This window comes from Acinetobacter sp. TUM15064 (genome assembly GCF_008980265.1).
Lineage (GTDB): Bacteria > Pseudomonadota > Gammaproteobacteria > Pseudomonadales > Moraxellaceae > Acinetobacter.
In genome coordinates this window covers 1-17623 of record NZ_BKFU01000065.1, presented here as the reverse complement: position 1 = coordinate 17623, position 17623 = coordinate 1, and the positions used below count along the sequence as shown (strand labels likewise).

Annotated in this window: 16 protein-coding genes, 1 tRNA gene and 1 pseudogene; 11 read left to right on the top strand and 7 right to left on the bottom strand. The window is 41.2% G+C overall.

Annotation, left to right across the window (positions count from 1 at the left end):
* Positions 1-124 precede the first annotated feature (124 nt).
* A pseudogene (locus tag GBI16_RS15245) lies at positions 125-868 on the top strand (citrate:proton symporter); the annotation flags it as partial.
* A 129-nt stretch (positions 869-997) separates the two neighbouring features.
* Positions 998-1282 (top strand): hypothetical protein, encoded by a 285-nt coding sequence (locus tag GBI16_RS15240; protein ID WP_151707385.1) that lies wholly within the window; start codon positions 998-1000, stop codon positions 1280-1282.
* 48 nt (positions 1283-1330) lie between these two features.
* On the opposite strand, the gene GBI16_RS15235 is transcribed toward GBI16_RS15240, so the two are convergent.
* Complete coding sequence (locus tag GBI16_RS15235) at positions 1331-1843, bottom strand: hypothetical protein (protein WP_086208043.1); 513 nt, start codon at positions 1841-1843, stop codon at positions 1331-1333.
* Positions 1844-2016: 173 nt separating this feature from the next.
* Between GBI16_RS15235 and GBI16_RS15230 the strand changes: the two genes are divergently transcribed.
* Complete coding sequence (locus GBI16_RS15230; RefSeq protein WP_151707384.1) at positions 2017-2745, top strand: hypothetical protein; 729 nt, start codon at positions 2017-2019, stop codon at positions 2743-2745.
* A gap of 40 nt (positions 2746-2785) precedes the next feature.
* On the opposite strand, the gene GBI16_RS15225 is transcribed toward GBI16_RS15230, so the two are convergent.
* Positions 2786-4558, bottom strand: a complete 1773-nt coding sequence (locus GBI16_RS15225) for an alkaline phosphatase (RefSeq protein WP_151707383.1) — start codon at positions 4556-4558, stop codon at positions 2786-2788.
* Between the two features lie 213 nt (positions 4559-4771).
* Between GBI16_RS15225 and GBI16_RS15220 the strand changes: the two genes are divergently transcribed.
* Positions 4772-4857 (top strand) — tRNA-Leu (locus tag GBI16_RS15220).
* Between the two features lie 99 nt (positions 4858-4956).
* The gene (locus GBI16_RS15215) at positions 4957-5325 is read left to right on the top strand and encodes a hypothetical protein (RefSeq protein WP_151707382.1); all 369 of its coding nucleotides are present in this window, start codon (positions 4957-4959) and stop codon (positions 5323-5325) included.
* 49 nt (positions 5326-5374) lie between these two features.
* Here GBI16_RS15215 and GBI16_RS15210 read toward each other — a convergent pair whose 3' ends face one another.
* The 4 genes from GBI16_RS15210 to rlmE form a co-directional block, all read right to left on the bottom strand.
* Entirely contained in the window at positions 5375-5686 is a 312-nt protein-coding gene (locus tag GBI16_RS15210) for a DUF5713 family protein (protein WP_086208047.1), read from the bottom strand.
* 158 nt (positions 5687-5844) lie between these two features.
* Positions 5845-6696, bottom strand: coding sequence for a dihydropteroate synthase (gene folP / locus GBI16_RS15205; RefSeq protein ID WP_110974345.1), 852 nt, complete (start codon positions 6694-6696; stop codon positions 5845-5847).
* Positions 6697-6831: 135 nt separating this feature from the next.
* Positions 6832-8724, bottom strand: a complete 1893-nt coding sequence (ftsH, locus tag GBI16_RS15200; RefSeq protein ID WP_086208049.1) for an ATP-dependent zinc metalloprotease FtsH — start codon at positions 8722-8724, stop codon at positions 6832-6834.
* 131 nt (positions 8725-8855) lie between these two features.
* On the bottom strand, positions 8856-9506 hold the full coding sequence (gene rlmE, locus GBI16_RS15195; RefSeq protein ID WP_086208050.1) for a 23S rRNA (uridine(2552)-2'-O)-methyltransferase RlmE: 651 nt from the start codon (positions 9504-9506) through the stop codon (positions 8856-8858).
* A 194-nt stretch (positions 9507-9700) separates the two neighbouring features.
* Between rlmE and yhbY the strand changes: the two genes are divergently transcribed.
* Both yhbY and GBI16_RS15185 read left to right on the top strand, forming a co-directional pair.
* The gene (gene yhbY / locus GBI16_RS15190; protein WP_151707381.1) at positions 9701-10024 is read left to right on the top strand and encodes a ribosome assembly RNA-binding protein YhbY; all 324 of its coding nucleotides are present in this window, start codon (positions 9701-9703) and stop codon (positions 10022-10024) included.
* 13 nt (positions 10025-10037) lie between these two features.
* A complete protein-coding gene (locus GBI16_RS15185; protein WP_086208052.1) occupies positions 10038-10577 on the top strand; it encodes a DOMON-like domain-containing protein in 540 nt (179 codons plus the stop codon).
* 88 nt (positions 10578-10665) lie between these two features.
* On the opposite strand, the gene GBI16_RS15180 is transcribed toward GBI16_RS15185, so the two are convergent.
* A complete protein-coding gene (locus tag GBI16_RS15180) occupies positions 10666-11124 on the bottom strand; it encodes a hypothetical protein (RefSeq protein WP_151707380.1) in 459 nt (152 codons plus the stop codon).
* 308 nt (positions 11125-11432) lie between these two features.
* On the opposite strand from GBI16_RS15180, the gene carA reads away from it, so the two are divergent.
* From carA to GBI16_RS15160, 4 genes are all read left to right on the top strand, one after another.
* Entirely contained in the window at positions 11433-12575 is a 1143-nt protein-coding gene (gene carA, locus GBI16_RS15175; protein WP_151707379.1) for a glutamine-hydrolyzing carbamoyl-phosphate synthase small subunit, read from the top strand.
* A gap of 14 nt (positions 12576-12589) precedes the next feature.
* Positions 12590-15823: a carbamoyl-phosphate synthase large subunit gene (gene carB, locus GBI16_RS15170; RefSeq protein ID WP_151707378.1), complete on the top strand. Its 3234-nt coding sequence runs from the start codon at positions 12590-12592 to the stop codon at positions 15821-15823.
* A gap of 93 nt (positions 15824-15916) precedes the next feature.
* Positions 15917-16393 carry a transcription elongation factor GreA gene (gene greA, locus GBI16_RS15165; protein ID WP_004695598.1) on the top strand — a complete coding sequence of 159 codons (477 nt, stop codon included), beginning with the start codon at positions 15917-15919 and terminating at the stop codon, positions 16391-16393.
* Positions 16394-16716: 323 nt separating this feature from the next.
* Positions 16717-17337, top strand: a complete 621-nt coding sequence (locus GBI16_RS15160; RefSeq protein WP_086208056.1) for a CatB-related O-acetyltransferase — start codon at positions 16717-16719, stop codon at positions 17335-17337.
* Positions 17338-17623: the final 286 nt, after the last annotated feature.

Here is a 17623-nt window from a genome sequence, read left to right as displayed (position 1 = left end):
TGGACAAAATGACTCCAGATGAGTTTTACTATGACCAGCTACCACAACAAAATAAGGTAGCTTAACTAGAGCAGAGTATCACTTATAAATAAGCTTTTAGTTGTTCAAACATGTGGGACCACCTCTATACTTCCTCGGCTTTATGTATGGTCGTATGGAACGTAAGCGTATTGGTATTGTGGAATTAGACATTAGCCATGGCGACAGTATTCAAATTTCACAAGAACCTGAAGCCAACCGCGCGCACTTAAGATGGTTCAATGCACTATTGACCTTAGTACTTATGGTCTGCCTAGTGATGGGGCTATTGCCTGCAGCAATTCTGTTCATGGTTGCACTGTGTATTGCATTAGTGGTGAACTATCCTGATTTAGACATGCAAAAGCGTTTGGTGGGTAACCACTCTGCCAGTGCCTTAGCTGTAGTCGGGATTATCTTCGCGGCAGGTATTTTTACTGGCATTCTATCTGGTACAGGTATGGTTGAAGCCATGTCTCAAGAACTGGTTGCAATTATTCCTGAAAGTATGGGACCGTATTTAGCGCCAATCACGGCGGTGATTAGTATGCCACTGACTTTCTTTATGTCGAATGATGCCTTCTATTTTGGTGTACTGCCTGTACTCTCTGAAGCCGCTGGACACTATGGTATCAGTCCTGTGGAAATGGCACGGGCTTCGATTGTTGGTCAACCCGTACACTTACTTTCACCTTTGGTGCCATCGACTTATTTACTCTGTGGATTAGCCGGTATTAACTTTGGTGAACACCAAGAATTTACCATCAAATGGGCAATCATTACGTGTTTAGTGATGCTCGTTACTGCAGTGATCTTTGGTATTTTCCCACTCTATTCAACTCTCGGTTAAATAAACAGCATGCAATGATTCAAAACACACCATTTTGAATCATCTTCACACATAAATACCCGATGGATCACATCGGGTATTTTTTCATTTATAATACGTTGAAATAACTATACAAATAGAGTCAAACTCATGTCTTTTTCATTGCCTGCTGTGCTGGCATGTACCTTTTTTTATTCTGCACTGTATTTAATTTATTACTATTTTTTCCAGTACAGTCACACCTTACTGATTGTTGCTGCTGTTGTTTTACTGATTTTGGCATGGCGTATCACACCTTATGCTTATGAACGTGGACAACGAAGCTTTAACGATACTCTATCTTTTGGACAATATTTTTGGAATCCACTCATCACATGGTGGCGACTTTTTATTTGGCCTATCAGCCTACTATTGGCGTGGATTTTCGACTCCTAAATACTAGTCGATAAAAAAGCACCCGAAGGTGCTTTTAATCCTGCGATCTTAACGACCATATAATTCAAGTAATTGATCTAAAGTCGCTTGATAATGAATGGTAATATCTTCAGCTAAGATTTTATAGGCACTGTCAAACTGAACCATTGGCCAGCCTTCTTTCCAAAATGGGAAAATGTTGTGTAAATCATGGGTCACGGTTGCATCTTCACGTACAATCGCCTGCGCAACTTGTGACAAGACTTGTGCTGTTTCCGCGCCATCAATTGCCATGTAGTCGATACCACGCACTTTTAAAATGCGAATACGGTCTTTCTTGTAGCGAATTTTTTTGGCTTGGGCATCATTAAGACCCAATGCCAAAGCCACAGCCTCAACAAACTTACTTTCAAAAGATTGGTTCAAAGCCACAATCGCAAGTTTATGTGCTTCTTGACGACCAGCTTTCCCCCCTTTACGGATCTCTTCTTTTGCCTCTGTATCAAGCACATCGTCTTTCATAGACTGCAAAATGTCTAAAATTTCGATATCACTTAAAGATTCAGGAGATTGATCAGTCATGAACTGCCCTTAGACAAAAAAATTGAATCGTCTATTTTCGCATAATTTGGCATGAAAAAATTAAATTCTTCATCATTTCATACTGAATATTCTGATTATCGTATTTTTTTGCACGATAACGACGCAAATCCTCTATAGTAAAGGCTATTTTTTCATACGTTCTTTTTTTGACGATGCAATCTAAACAAGTCCAACTGTTACTGCAACAATTAGAGACCCTTTACCCTGCTGCATTTAAGCGCAATTTTTTATTGTATAGCCAAATCAAAACACGTGGTATTTTGGATGACTGGCGAGAACTCGTTCCTTGGGTCTTGGCGGTGATGATTTTTATTCCGATCAGCCTTATTTTACAAAATTTTTTCTCAAATCATCTGGAAAAGTTGGATGCATTTCAAAGTCTGAGCTATGCCATTATTAGTATTTTATTGGTACTAATGTGGGTGCTACCCTTTGTCATTAAACAAATTAAACACTCATCGCACTCGCTCTATCAACTGTTACGTCACGCACCAATCAAGCTTGCAGTTGTAATTCTCTTGAGTGGGCTGAATTTAATGTTCACTGAAAGCAGTTTGCTGATGTGGATCTTGTTTTATTTTGGCGTTAACTTTGGTTTTGTCCGCTTCTATAAAGAAAATTTATTTCGTGACCATAGCCAGTTGCTTGAGCATTATCAACTACAACAACTTAGACGCATCTGTTTTTGGGCCTACAAGCAAACGGTCAAATCGCGCCTTAAATTACGTCTAATTTCGAGTCAATCTAGCCATTACCAAGCCAGAAAAATACAATTGGGACATGAAGCAGATTTATATGTAAAACTTCTCAAGTATGAACAGGCTTATTGCAAACAGATCAAACATCTCGATCTGGATAGTTATATTGATGAAAAATTATAAAAAAACCGAGCAATGATGCTCGGTTTTTTATGGACAGCATTTATGCCGTTTGCTTTAAACTACTGACGGGCAATAAGCTTGGATCCAGTATCACTTGATATAATCGTGTTTCATCTACGCTGTATTCTTTTTGCTTAATGGTATCAACAAATATCCAATCTGCCTGTACTTGCTCAGCAGTAAAACTGACTTTCAAATAGCCACGCTGATTTAAATTGCAATAATTCAGCTCATCAATCAAGGTTGTAAAAGCAAACTCAAACTCTTTGAGTTGTTGCATCGGAATAGACAAATACTTTTCCATACCGGGCGAGGAAACTGAGCTTGTCGCCAACTCCACGCCTACAAACTGCCCTGTTAAATCATGTAAGTCCGATGCCCATGCATTATGTGTATCACCAGCCAAGACCACAACTTTTTTATTCAAATACTGCAGTGTGCCGTACAGCGTCTCGCGTTCAACTGCATAACCATCCCACGCATCTAAATTGTAAGGAACCACAGTCTTAATACGAGACAACTGCTCTACCGTTAAAGAAGGGTCATTATTTAAGTAACGCAGTTTTATTTCGACCAATTCTTTAATCAGTTGATTCACCTGCACCAAAACTTCTGGAGTTACCGCGCCACTACTGATTGCACTGAGTACTTGTAACATTTCGGCTGGAACGAGCATTTTGCTCATCAACACCTGCTGACCCAAAACTTGCCATGTGGCTTTTGAGCTCGCAAGTTGCTGTGTTAACCATGCGCGTTGATTCAAGCCGAGTAACGTTCGATTTGGGTCTTGCATATCTGTAGTAAAGCGTACAGCATCCAAACCCGATGCGGTTAAATAGTCCGCATAATCTAACTGTTTACTCCGCGCCAAGATGCGCGTATCCAACATATTCAACTGCACCAAATTACCAAAGTTAAACTGGCGATAAATATTTAAATGATCTTTTTCAGAAAGCGGACGGATCGGCATCCATTCAAAATACGCAGCCAGCGCGGCAAATTTACGTTCTGCAAAATCACCTTCTGTGTCTGACTGATGGTTCTCAGCACCATCTTTCCATGTATCATTGGCTAACTCATGGTCATCCCATACCACAATAAACGGATGGCGTTGATGTGCAGCTTGTAAGTCTAGATCTAAGCGATATAAGGCATAACGTTTACGATAGTCATCTAAGTGAATAATTTCTAGGTTGTTATCATCCGCCAGCGCACGTCCCATCGCTACTGCTTCTTCTGTTGCGTAGCCCCCCATACCATACTCATAGATGTAATCTCCCAAATGAATGACAACATCCACATCCTGTTTTGACATTTCTTTATAAATATGGAAATAACCAGCTGGATAGTTTGAACATGAACAAACTGCAAATTGAACGGCTTGCACCTCATCTGCTAAAGTCTTGGTTTGTCCGATCATCGAATAATTTGAAGCATATTTAAAACGATAGAAATAACCTTGCCCTGCAACTAAGCCAGTGGCATCGACTTTCACGGTAAAATCCTGTGTGGCAGTGGTCAGCACCTTTCCAGTTGCTACAATTTGTTTAAAGTCCGTGTCCTTTGCTACTTCCCACTGTACTTCTAAACGTGCACTAGTATCGCTAGGCGTCAAACGAGTCCAAATGATGACCTGTGTTTGCAAGGGGTCTCCACTTGCCACCCCATGTAAAAACTGTGCTTGAGTTGTCGGCTGTGTGTCGGAATCTGAATCATCTCCTCCACATGCAGTCAGTGAAATCGGTAAAGATAACGCTCCAAATCCAGCCAAAGTTTTTTGAATCAGTTCTCGGCGGTTCATTTTTTTTGTCATGTGGATAGCCTAAAGACGATATGGACTTGAAATTTATGCGAAAAAGATGACATGCATATCTCAAGTCGATGACATTTTTATGAAGCCTGAACGAGTGCAGTACAGATGATTGTGCTAGTTTTTAAACATAAACTGCTGAATTGATTGAAAAGAAAGCAAATAAGCACAAATAGACTTGCCAATATTTATTTCCTCCTCTATTATTGCGCTCATGCCCGAGTGGTGAAATCGGTAGACACAGGGGATTTAAAATCCCCCGCCCACAAAGCGTGCCAGTTCGAGTCTGGCCTCGGGCACCATTCTTAAAACAATTAAGATGGTGCAATAAAAGAATCCAGCATTATGCTGGTTTTTTTATATCTATAATTTATAAATCAAAATCACTAAACCACAACAATATGAAAAAAATTCTAAGCTTTATTACTTTAATCCTGAGCCTTTCAAACATCACTCACGCAGAAACAAAGACTTCAGAGATAAATACTGAAAAATTTTATGATCTGTTCGCAGGGACCATCATTGAAAAAGACCAACAGCTTTACTTACATGCGTGTAAATCTGTAGATGCAGAGTTTAAATTAAGTTTTAACCATACACGTGATGAACAACACATACGCACACTCATAAAAACTTATCCAAAGTTTTGGCTGAATCTCAGTGCAAATGCTGAAATGATTAAAGATCAATATGTGATGACGGTTGATGCAATTGAAAATGAGCACCTAAATCAAAGCTGTCATCTAAGTGACCTTTTAGATGAACTTTAAACCTTTCGTTAATCCAATCTATCTCACGAACATAAAAATAGAGAGTGATTCACCACTCTCTATTGACCACCAACTCTTCCATTTCAATATCCATATAACCTGCACCTTGCACCACCATCATCATGGCTTCTGCAATAAAGTCTGCAGCAGTATCATCCAAAGATGAATCCAGATCTTCAAAATGGGGCTTCATTTCATTTATTTCAGCGACAGTTGCATTGGCATATTGATAAATATCATCTTCAGACTTTGCTTTCACAATTTTCTTGGCAAAAGCTTCAACATGTTGTTTCACTTCGGCAACAAGAATATCTGGATAGTATTCATCATCAAACATAGGGAGAAGTAAATCTGCAAACATACAGGCACTCAAAACGAGAAACTTAAAAAACGAGTCTGTATAACATAAACCAAACAAATCACCAAATAAAAAAGCAGAACCCCAAGATCCTGCTTGTTTAAATAAATGCTTCAGGTCAACTACGCTAATAGCTCAAGCTATCATTACTGCATTTTCCGCTAAGCTAAGTTCATTGCATTCCAAACTTTAATCGCATCGCTCATCGCTTTGACATCATGGGCACGTACCATAGACGCACCTTGTTGAATACTCATTAAATGTCCTGCTACAGAACCCACAGCTCGTTGCCTTGCATCAGCCCCACCTAAAGCTTCACCTATAAAGCGCTTTCGTGACAATGCGGACAAAATAGGATAACCCAGTTGGTTCAGTTGATGAAATTCTTTTAAAAGTTTAAGGTTCTGCTTTGCGTTTTTAGCAAAGCCAAAACCGGGATCAATCATAATATTTTCTGGCCGCACCCCTGCTTTTAAGGCATCATCCACACGTAGGGAAAGCTCTGTTATTACATCTTGAGTAACATTATCATAGTGATCTAAGCCATTCATGGTGGTCGGCTCACCACGCATATGCATAATAATTACAGGAATATTCAGTTCAGCAGCAGTCTCTAATGCCTTCGGGCGTGTCAAAGCTCGGACATCGTTCCAAATATGCGCACCAGCGGCAACAGCAGCTCGAATCACCTCAGGTTGAGAAGTATCAATCGAAATAACCACATCAAGTTCAGCCAAGGCTTCCACCACTGGAACAACACGACGAATTTCTTCCTCGACCTCAACCACAGATGCACCTGGACGTGTGGACTCGCCCCCTACATCAATCACCGTTGCTCCATCTGCAATCATTTGCTTCGCATGTGCAATCGCCTGCACTTTACCATTATGTTGTCCACCATCACTAAACGAGTCTGGCGTCACATTCAGAATACCCATCACCTGCGGTACCGACAAATCGAGTGATAGTTCACCACAATGTAGGATTTTCTTTGGTAAAGCCATCAATTGCATCTAATTTACTCCAGTTCAACTAGGATTATCTTAACGCGTGTAGCAGAGCTGTGTGCTTATTTTTCTTTAAAACATAAAAAAATATGCACAATAAAAAACCACCCGAAGGTGGTCCTTTATTTCAAGAGTTAAATCTTAAGTTGCTGATGGCAACGGTGGTGGTGTGCTTGGACCATCTGTTGGTGTTACATCAATCACAGGATTTTCTGCAACATACACTTTCGGTGGTTGTGGCTCACGGCCTTCCATAATGTCACGAATTTGCTCGCGATCAATCGTTTCCCATTCCATCAAGGCTTTCACCATCGCATGCGCGATATCTTTGTTATTTTCCAAGATGTCACGTGCAACACGGTATTGCTCATCAATGATACGGCGGACTTCAGCATCAACCTGCTGTTGAGTTGCTTCAGAAATGGTACGGCTACCAATACTACCCATGAATGATTGCTGAGAATCATCTTCATACACCATTACACCAAGTTTGTCAGACATACCGTACTTAGTGACCATCGCACGTGCCATTTTAGTTGCACGTTCAAAGTCGTTTGAAGCACCTGTCGACATTTGGTTGATAAAGATTTCTTCGGCAATACGACCACCAAACAAAATTGAAAGTTCATTCAACATTTTGTCTTTATAGTGGCTGGTTTGGTCATGTTCAGGCAACTGCCATGTTACACCCAACGCCCAACCACGTGGCATAATGGTCACTTTATGCACAGGATCTGTGCCCGGTAGAATTTCAGCCACAATCGCATGACCCGCTTCATGGTACGCGGTTGCGCGACGTTCTTCTTCACGAATCACCATCGACTTACGTTCAGGGCCCATATACAACTTGTCTTTTGCATCTTCAAAATCATGCATATCGACAGTATTCTTGTTACGACGTGCAGCAAAAAGTGCAGCTTCGTTCACAAGGTTTGCCAATTGCGCACCTGAGAAGCCCGGTGTACCACGTGCCAGTACTTGTACATCGACACCAGTCACTGAAGGCAATTTCTTCATGTGAACATTTAAGATTTGCTCACGACCTTTAATGTCTGGTAGACCGACCATAACTTGACGGTCAAAACGACCTGGACGAAGTAAAGCTTTATCTAGTACGTCTGCACGGTTTGTTGCAGCAATGACGATAATTCCTTCATTGCCTTCAAAGCCATCCATTTCAACCAACATTTGGTTCAAGGTTTGCTCACGCTCATCGTGACCACCACCTGTACCTGAACCACGGTGACGACCCACAGCATCAATCTCATCAATAAAGATGATACAAGGCGCATGGCGCTTCGCTTGTTCAAACATGTCACGGACACGAGACGCACCCACACCCACGAACATTTCAACAAAGTCAGAACCTGAAATACTAAAGAATGGCACTTTCGCTTCGCCTGCAATTGCTTTTGCAAGTAAAGTTTTACCTGTACCCGGTGGACCCACCATCAATACGCCCTTAGGAATTGTTGCACCTAAACGTTTAAATTTTGATGGATCTTTTAAGAAATCAACAATTTCAACAACTTCTTGTTTTGCTTCGTCACAACCAGCCACATCGGTAAATGTGACTTTAATTTGGTCTTCTGCCAACATTTTAGCTTTCGACTTACCAAAACTCATTGGACCGTTTTTACCACCAGCTCCGCCACCCATGTTGCGCATAAAGAACATGAATAACAAAATGATTAAAAGTACTGGGAAGCTTGCGATCAAAAGTTGCATCAATAAACCTTGGCGTTGTGGTGCTGTACCTTCAACGACAACGTTATTTTTAATCAGATTAGGCATAAGCTCTGGGTCTTGAACCGCAGGACGAATACTTTCAAACTCTGAACCATTTGATTTTTGGCCATGAATTCGTTCGCCATCAATTGTCACTTGCTTAATTTGACCAGCATTCACCGCAGCAACAAACTCTGAATAATTCATTGCTGTCGGCTTTTCATTGCTACTGACGTTACTGAAAATAAGGATCAGTACACCCAGTATCACTAGCCACAATATGGCATTCTTGAAGAGATCGCTCAAAGCTTTATTCCCATATCAATCTAATTTGATCATGCCCTAGCGGGTGACCTTAAAGTTTCTGCTGAAGATCAGCTTCGCAAAATATAAAAAGGTACAAAATGCACAATTTTTAACGACTTGGCAAGTAAACTTTATTTGAAAGCCTTCTTACGGCCTTGTCCGACTAAGAATACTTCCTTCGATCGGGCACGTGATGCAGCAGGTTTTGCTGTTTTTAACACATCAAAGTTATCGACTACTTGCTTACGGAATTCGTCAAAGCCTGTACCTTGGAATACCTTTACAACAAATTGACCATTTGGACCGAGCACTTTCGTTGCAAAATCGATAGCTAGCTCACATAGGTAAATTTGGCGCGGTTGATCAACAGCCTTATTACCTGATGTATTGGGGGCCATATCTGAAATTACAACGTCTACTTTACGTCCATCTAAAATATTTAACAATTTATCGAATACTTCTTGTTCGCGAAAGTCACCTTGTAAGAAGGTCACATCTGGCAGAGCATCCATTTCCAAAATATCTGATGCAACCACCAATCCTTTATCACCGACCAATCTCCCTGCAATTTGAGACCAACTTCCAGGTGCTGCACCCAAATCAACCACGGTCATGCCCGGACGAATAATGTTATATTTTTCTTGAATTTCAAGTAACTTATAAGCTGCTCGCGCACGATAACCTTCCTTTTGCGCTTTTTTCACAAAATGGTCATCGAGATGCTCTCTCATCCACGCACGGCTACTTTTGGATAACTTTTGGTTGGTAATGCGTGTTGCCATATCTCTCTAAAACATTAAAATTTCTTAAAGTTAATTGTACGTTAAATTCTCTAGGCTTGCAGTATACATCTGTATCCAAATCTTGGGTTTTAGATGTTTTTTTCTATTATCTAAATCGATTATTTCCACAGAATATAAAGCGTTTAATTGCGCAGTTTGTTATACTAAGCCGTTTTTAAAATTAGGTTATCTTTATGGCGACTTTATCCATTCAGGAACGCAAGCGTTTGCGTCAAATCGGACATGCTTTAAACCCTGTAGTTATGCTCGGCGGTTCAGGTCTGACTGAAAATGTCGTTGAAGAAATTTTACGCGCTTTAAATGACCACGAATTGATTAAAGTCAAAATCGCGGGCGAAGACCGTGAAGAACGTGCTGCAATCATTTCAGAAATTGCATCTACTACGGGTGCAGAAGTAGTACAAACGATTGGTAAAATTGCATTGCTTTACAAAAAAGCGGCGAAACAAAATGCCAAATTGTCTAACTTAGTTCGTTTCGCACACGCAGCAAAATAGTTGTAATTTTTTTATGGCAAGTTACGAACTCAGTGCATTTGATCGTCGTTTTCAAGCAATTTCGCTTGTCGGTGCGATCGAACAACAAAGCCCGTATACCCTCAATATCGGCTTTTGGCTACGCGACCCTAATGTGTACATGCACTGGCCCGAAGTCGTGAATTCAAATCCTCGTCAAGACTTTTTATGGGAAAACACCTGTTTTGAAGTCTTTATCGGGGTAAAAGGCGAAGACTACTATCGCGAGATTAATCTCTCCCCCTCTCAAGCTTGGCAAGCCTATCAGTTTGAGGAATATCGTTATCCTGAAGATATGCCGCCACAGGTCGCTTACGATATTGAACTCAATCAATTGAAGCGCACCCACTATGGTTTAAATGTCAGTATTGATCTGACTGAGTTTATGTTGCAACACAAACTGAAATGGGCTGACCTATATCTAGGCTTATCTGCAGTGTTGAATACCTCACAAGGTGAACAGTTCTATGCCATGCAGCATAGCGGTCAACAAGCCGACTTTCACAACAAACGTGATTGGCTACATCAGTTCTAAGCTATACACAAACTAAGCATATAAAAAAGTGAGGCATTGACCTCACTTTTTTATGGATATATTTCAATTCAAGTCAGCACAAAGACCATTATTTACTTGAAACTTTATTCCAAGCCTCAAGCGTATGTTCTTTAGAGCGCTTAAAGGTTTCTGTTAACTGATCTTTATGCTTCACCGAAATTTCACTGACATCACCTTTTAGCTCTTTGCCCAGTTTAGTTAAATCATCTAAAACTGCAGTAAACTCAGTTTTTACAAACTCTTTTAGTTCTGAGATATCTTTTTGAGAATTTGCCAACTGCCCTTTAATGGTTTCTAAACGCTGCAACAAATCTTGTTTAAACTGACGCAATTGTTCTTGCACACTGGCATTCAACTGCTTTGCTTCTGCCTCAAGCTTTTCTTTACTATCAACTACAGCTTCAGTGACTTGCTCTGATGCTTCTTTCGCAACTTGCTCTAGCTTTTCAGTGCTTTCTGCGACGACTTCTTTCAGCGCAGGCTTTGGTTTAGCTACTCTTTTTGGTTCAGCTTTTGGTTCAGTCATGATTTTATTCCTGTTGTTATATAGACAGTGACAGCTTAACGTGATTTGATAAAATTTAGATTTTGATTTGTCAGACAATTATTTGTTGTTACATTTTCCTCACAAAACTTTAAAAACAGCTTTCGCCTCAAAATACAAGTCTTTTATATTATTTATTCCTTGTTATTGGCATGGACTTTAATAGTGCGGTTGCGTATAATGCCGTGTTAAGTTCAAGCGAGCAGACATAGGGAGGGTAGGTTTTTAGATAGCCTTCCTTTTTTTTCGTCTACTCGCTTTTTTACAGCCTAAATTTCAGGAGCTTTGGTTTGAGCACCCCAGCAATTTTAGCCCTTGCCGATGGTACGATCTTTAAAGGAACGTCTATTGGTGCATCGGGTAGTACGACTGGTGAAGTCGTTTTCAACACTGCCATGACTGGCTATCAAGAAATTTTGACTGACCCAAGTTATGCACAACAACTTGTGACTCTAACTTACCCACACATCGGTAACACAGGTTGTAATGATGAAGACGCTGAGTCAGGTCGAATTCATAAAGTATGGGCCAATGGATTGATCATTCGTGACCTACCTTTATTGCATAGCAACTTCCGATCAACGCAATCTTTAGGCGAATACTTAAAAGAACATAATGTCGTTGCGATTGCGGATATTGATACGCGCAAATTGACTCGTATTCTACGTGACAAAGGCGCACAAAATGGTTGCATCCTTGCTGGTGAAAATATTACTGAAGAACAAGCTTTAGAAAAAGCTCGTGCCTTTGGTGGTTTAAATGGTTTAGACCTAGCGAAAGAATGCTGTGACCCAACAGGCTTCGAATGGAGCGAAGGTTCTTGGGTTTTAGGCAAAGGCTTTACACAACCTGAACTTAAATTCCATGTTGTTGCATACGACTACGGTGTCAAAACCAACATCTTACGTATGCTTGCTGACCGCGGTTGTAAACTCACTGTGGTACCTGCACAAACTCCTGCTGCTGACGTACTTGCGTTGAATCCAGATGGCGTGTTCTTATCGAACGGCCCTGGCGATCCAGCTGCATGTGACTACGCAATTGAAGCTGTAAAAACAATTGTAGAAGACGCTCGCAACTTACCTGTCTTTGGTATTTGCTTAGGTCACCAAATTCTTGCACTCGCTTCTGGCGCTAAAACGGTGAAAATGCCGCACGGTCACCACGGTGCTAACCATCCAGTACAGAACATCGAAGATGGTACGGTGATGATTACTTCTCAAAACCATGGCTTCGCAGTGGATGCAGAAACACTTCCTGCAAACTTAAAAGCTACGCACAAGTCTTTGTTCGATCAAACTCTTCAAGGGATTCATCGTACAGACAAGCCAGCGTTCAGCTTCCAAGGTCACCCTGAAGCAAGCCCTGGTCCGCATGACTGCGCACCATTGTTCGATCATTTCATCGAACTTATCGAAGCATCTAAGAAGTAATTAAGGAAGCGATCATGGCTAAACGTACAGACATTAAAAGCATCTTAATTATTGGTGCAGGTCCGATTGTCATCGGACAGGCATGTGAGTTTGACTACTCAGGTGCGCAAGCGTGTAAAGCCCTTCGTGAAGAAGGTTACCGTGTTATTTTGGTGAACTCTAACCCAGCGACCATTATGACTGACCCTACAATGGCAGACGCAACGTATATCGAGCCAATCACTTGGCAAACCGTTGCTCAAATCATTGAAAAAGAGCGTCCAGATGCGGTTCTTCCAACTATGGGTGGTCAAACAGCATTAAACTGTGCGCTTGCACTGGATGCCAACGGTATTTTAGAAAAATACAATGTTGAATTGATTGGCGCGACCAAAGATGCGATTGAAAAAGCTGAAGACCGTAAACTGTTTGATGAAGCAATGCGTAAAATTGGTCTTGAATGTCCAAAAGCTGCCATTGCTGAAAACATGGAAGAAGCTTTAGAGATTCAAGCGCGCTTCGGCTTCCCTGTCATTATCCGTCCGTCATTCACGATGGGTGGTTCAGGCGGTGGTATCGCATATAACCGTGAAGAATTCCTTGAAATCTGTGAACGCGGTTTCGATCTTTCTCCAACTAAACAATTATTGATTGATGAATCTTTAATTGGTTGGAAAGAATACGAGATGGAAGTTGTTCGTGACAAAAACGACAACTGTATCATCGTTTGTTCAATTGAAAACTTTGACCCAATGGGCGTGCATACAGGTGACTCAATCACTGTTGCACCTGCGCAAACATTGACAGATAAAGAATATCAATTGATGCGTAATGCATCTTTAGCAGTTCTTCGTGAAATTGGTGTGGAAACGGGTGGTTCTAACGTTCAGTTCGGTATTTGCCCGAATACTGGCCGTATGGTGATCATCGAGATGAACCCACGTGTATCACGTTCATCTGCTCTTGCATCAAAAGCAACAGGTTTCCCGATTGCAAAAATCGCTGCGAAGCTGGCTGTTGGTTATACCCTTGATGAATTGAAAAATGACATCACAGGTGGTACTACTCCTGCGTCATTCGAACCTGCAATTGACTACGTGGTAACTAAAGTTCCACGTTTCAACTTTGAAAAATTCCCACAAGCAGACGCGACTTTAACGACACAGATGAAATCTGTGGGTGAAGTCATGGCAATTGGTCGTAACTTCCAAGAGTCTGTAAACAAAGCACTTCGTGGTCTTGAAGTGGGTGTTTCTGGTTTTGACGAAAAAATCGAAGTGGGTGCTGAAGGCGCACGCGAAAAGATTCTTCAAGAGCTTAAAGTTCCGGGTCCTGAGCGTATTTGGTATGTAGCTGATGCTTTCCGTCACGGTTTTAGCTTAGACGATGTTTTTGAAGCAACCAAAATTGACCGTTGGTTCTTAATCCAAATCGAAGACATCATCAAAACTGAAAATGAAATCAAAACCCTAGGTTTTGGTGATTTGAATGCGAATAACATTCGTTCGTTCAAACGCAAAGGTTTATCTGACCTTCGCATCGCGAACTTGATGGGTATTTCACAAAAACAATTCCGTAAGCACCGTTGGAACTTGGGCGTGACTCCAGTTTACAAACGTGTGGATACTTGTGCAGCAGAGTTTGAATCTGACACTGCATACATGTATTCAACTTACGATGAAGAATGTGAATCAAACCCATCTGATAAAGATAAGATCATGGTGATCGGTGGTGGTCCTAACCGTATTGGTCAAGGGATCGAATTCGATTACTGCTGTGTACACGCGGCGCTTGCAATGCGTGAAGATGGCTACGAGACCATCATGGTGAACTGTAACCCTGAAACAGTTTCAACGGATTACGACACATCTGATCGTTTGTACTTCGAACCAATCACTTTGGAAGATGTACTTGAAATCGTACGTACTGAAAAGCCAAAAGGCATTATCGTTCAGTATGGTGGTCAGACTCCGCTTAAATTGGCTCGTGCTTTGGAAGAAGCGGGTGCGCCAATTATTGGTACATCACCAGATGCGATTGACCGTGCAGAAGACCGTGAACGTTTCCAACAAATGATTCAACGTCTTCAACTTCGTCAGCCAAACAACAGCATCGTAAAATCTGCTGAAGAAGGTATGGCTGAAGCATCGAAAGTAGGCTACCCACTTGTGGTACGTCCTTCTTATGTACTCGGTGGTCGTGCGATGGAAATCGTATACAACGACGAAGAGCTTAAACGCTACTTACGTGATGCAGTTCAAGCATCAAATGAAGCGCCTGTTCTTCTTGACCGTTTCTTAGATGATGCGATCGAAGTTGACGTAGACTGTGTATCTGACGGTAAAGACGTTGTGATTGGCGGCATTATGCAGCACATTGAACAAGCAGGGATTCACTCAGGTGACTCAGCATGTTCGATTCCTCCGTACTCGCTCTCAGTTGAAATCCAAGACGAAATGCGTCGTCAAACTGTTGCTATGGCGAAAGAGCTTGGCGTGGTTGGTTTGATGAACGTACAGTTTGCTGTGAAAGGCGAAGACGTTTACATCCTAGAAGTGAACCCACGTGCATCGCGTACTGTGCCATTCGTTTCTAAATGTATCGGTGAGTCTTTAGCGAAAGTTGCTGCACGTTGTATGGCGGGTCAGTCTTTAGAATCTCAAGGATTCACGAAAGAAATCATCCCGACTCACTTCTCTGTAAAAGAAGCGGTGTTCCCATTCAACAAATTCCCGGGTGTTGACCCTATTCTTGGCCCTGAGATGAAATCTACAGGCGAAGTCATGGGTGTAGGTAAAACATTTGGTGAAGCCTTCTACAAAGCTGTGTTAGGCTCGAATGAACGCGTACCTGGTCTTCCTACAGAAGGCGAAGTAAAGCATGCATTTATCTCTGTGCGTGACTCAGACAAGCCTCGTGCTGTTGGTATTGCGAAAAAATTAGTAGACTTTGGTTTCAAAGTACTTGCAACTGGTGGTACTTACGAGTTTATTAAAGCTGCTGGTATTGAGTGTGAACGTGTAAATAAAGTCACTGAAGGTCGTCCTAATATCGTGGACCGCTTGAAAAATGGCGAAGTTCACCTCATTATCAATACAACTGAAGGCAAACAAGCTCAACAAGATTCGTTCTCGATTCGTCGTTCAGCGCTTCAAGCGAAAGTGTATAACACAACGACCTTGAACGGTGCTGATGCTGTATGCCAAGCTTTTGCGATTCAATTGCCAATGGATGTATACCGTTTGCAAGATTTACAAACTGTAGGTTAATTCGTTTACCGAGAAGTCCCGTCACCTCTCGGTGGCGGGCTTTTTTCATTTATAAACCTATATTTTTTACACTCACAGACTTGAGGGACAACAATGCAACGTTATCCTATGACTCCCCAAGGCAAGTTAGCCTTAGAGAAAGAATTACATCAATTAAAAAGTATTGAACGTCCACGTATTATTGCGGCAATTGCTGAAGCACGTGAGCACGGGGATTTAAAAGAAAATGCGGAATACCATGCTGCCCGTGAGCAACAAGGTTTCTGTGAAGGTCGTGTTCAAGACATCGAAGGCAAATTGGGTGCAGCTCAAGTGATTGATGTCAAAGAACTTGAACAAAACGGTCGTGTAGTTTTTGGGGTGACAGTCACTATCGAAAACTTAGACACCGAAGAACAAAAGACCTATATGATCGTGGGTGATGACGAAGCTGATTTTAAAATCAATAAAATTTCAGTGAACTCTCCTATCGCACGTGGCCTTTTGGGCAAAAGCGAAGGCGACGAAGTAAAAATTCAAACACCTCAAGGTGAAGTTGAATACGAAATTGTAAAAGTTGCATATATCTAAGTTTCTTTGATATTTACGGCTGTAAAACCCCTCGATTGAGGGGTTTTTTGTTTTTATATTTCCCCAAATACCTCTCCTTTATCCTCTTATTATGGACAAGGGAAATTTCATTACAAAAATGCGATGGGTTTAAGATATACAAACCTGCCTACCAAAACCCAAAATTTAATTCACCATGGATACTCCTTCCATCTAAAGAATACGGTTAGGATGAGGTACATCAAACAAGAGAGTGTTAGATTTAAAGCATTCATTCCCCTCTCTTTTTCAAAGCAAGACTTTTATTTGTTATAATTCCCTACACCCTGCAATGTTATCATTCTATGTCTGAACCTTTGATCAATTCTCCTGTCAAACACTGGTGTGAGTTTGAGTTCATCTCTAAAACGGTGAAGAATCCGAATATTCACATTAAAGGGAATTATTCTTACTACTCAGCGTATTGGGATCAGGGTTTTGAACGTTGTGTCGTGCGTTATTTACATGATAAGCCTTCAACCATAGATAAACCGATTGATCAGCTCTATATCGGCAATTTCGTTTGTTTTGGTGCAGAATGCGTCATTATGATGGGCGGTAACCAACTGCATCGTACTGACTGGATTTCAGCTTTTCCCTTTGATACGCGTAGTTTTGTTCCCGCAGGTAATACCATCATTGGGGATGGCTGTTGGATTGGCTCTCGTGCCATGATTATGCAAGGTGTGAAGTTAGGTGAAGGTGCTGTAGTAGCAACAGGTGCTGTCGTGACCAAAGATGTTCCACCCTATGCTGTTGTGGGTGGAGTACCTGCCAAGATTATTAAATATCGCTTTCCCGAAGCAGACATCGAAAAACTGCTTGCACTGAAGCTCTATGACCTAGATGAAAAGCAGTTTTTAAAAATGCGTGAGCAGTTACAGACAGATGATGTAGAAAAACTTTATCATTCTTTAGCCCCATAAATATCATATCGGACATCAAAAATCTTCTTTAGACGTATAGTAATCCTTTATTTTTTCGAGAATTTCATGAGATAATTCCTTCAAAATCAGAGTAATGATTTAAATAGATCCAAATAATGGTATCGAATGAAACAATGTTTGAAAATGATAAATCAGATAGGCTTTGTTGCATAAACATTCAAAAGCTGAGTTCTCCCCAATCCATTCAAATTTAAGACACAACTTGGGTGCGAGGTCTACCTAATTCCGTAAATCTATTCAGAACTGCCACACGCGCATGAATTTC

Coding starts and splice junctions, on each gene's coding strand:
- GBI16_RS15240 (WP_151707385.1), top strand. CDS start 998: ATGTCTTTTTCATTGCCTGCTGTGCTGGCATGTACCTTTTTTTATTCT.
- GBI16_RS15235 (WP_086208043.1), bottom strand. CDS start 1,843: ATGACTGATCAATCTCCTGAATCTTTAAGTGATATCGAAATTTTAGAC.
- GBI16_RS15230 (WP_151707384.1), top strand. CDS start 2,017: ATGCAATCTAAACAAGTCCAACTGTTACTGCAACAATTAGAGACCCTT.
- GBI16_RS15225 (WP_151707383.1), bottom strand. CDS start 4,558: ATGACAAAAAAAATGAACCGCCGAGAACTGATTCAAAAAACTTTGGCT.
- GBI16_RS15215 (WP_151707382.1), top strand. CDS start 4,957: ATGAAAAAAATTCTAAGCTTTATTACTTTAATCCTGAGCCTTTCAAAC.
- GBI16_RS15210 (WP_086208047.1), bottom strand. CDS start 5,686: ATGTTTGCAGATTTACTTCTCCCTATGTTTGATGATGAATACTATCCA.
- folP (WP_110974345.1), bottom strand. CDS start 6,696: ATGCAATTGATGGCTTTACCAAAGAAAATCCTACATTGTGGTGAACTA.
- rlmE (WP_086208050.1), bottom strand. CDS start 9,506: ATGGCAACACGCATTACCAACCAAAAGTTATCCAAAAGTAGCCGTGCG.
- yhbY (WP_151707381.1), top strand. CDS start 9,701: ATGGCGACTTTATCCATTCAGGAACGCAAGCGTTTGCGTCAAATCGGA.
- GBI16_RS15185 (WP_086208052.1), top strand. CDS start 10,038: ATGGCAAGTTACGAACTCAGTGCATTTGATCGTCGTTTTCAAGCAATT.
- GBI16_RS15180 (WP_151707380.1), bottom strand. CDS start 11,124: ATGACTGAACCAAAAGCTGAACCAAAAAGAGTAGCTAAACCAAAGCCT.
- carB (WP_151707378.1), top strand. CDS start 12,590: ATGGCTAAACGTACAGACATTAAAAGCATCTTAATTATTGGTGCAGGT.
- greA (WP_004695598.1), top strand. CDS start 15,917: ATGCAACGTTATCCTATGACTCCCCAAGGCAAGTTAGCCTTAGAGAAA.
- GBI16_RS15160 (WP_086208056.1), top strand. CDS start 16,717: ATGTCTGAACCTTTGATCAATTCTCCTGTCAAACACTGGTGTGAGTTT.